The 358-nt window shown below is 66.8% G+C and carries 1 pseudogene; it reads right to left on the reverse strand.

The features are described from left to right. Positions 1–358, reverse strand: a pseudogene (locus EN845_RS34120) (MurR/RpiR family transcriptional regulator); the annotation flags it as partial.

Consider the following 358-nt stretch of genomic DNA (forward strand, 5'->3'; position numbering starts at 1 on the left):
CCGGATAGGAGCGGCGCTTGGCCAGCACATAGATGGTCTCGGCTTTCGCCAGGAGCGCGATCGCCTCTTCGAAATGCGCATCGTTCAACGCACGCGAAATGTCGCTGAGCGAGGTGCTGGCGGCGGCGACGAAGCCGTCGAAGATTGCCCGGTGGCCGGCGCCTTCCTCCGCCTTGGCGCGCAGTGCAGCCAGTCTTTCGTCATAGGAGGAGTTGCGCTCGCGCAGGCGCTCGCGGAAAACCTGCTGCAGGCTGGTGAAGCCGTCGAAGCCGAGCTGCTGGGCAAAACGGATCAGCGTCGAGGGCTGCACGCCGGCCGACGCGGCTATGCTCGCCGCCGTGCCGAAGGCGCTGTCGTC

The sequence above is a fragment of the Mesorhizobium sp. M8A.F.Ca.ET.202.01.1.1 genome (assembly GCF_004791595.1).
Taxonomy (GTDB): Bacteria; Pseudomonadota; Alphaproteobacteria; order Rhizobiales; family Rhizobiaceae; genus Mesorhizobium.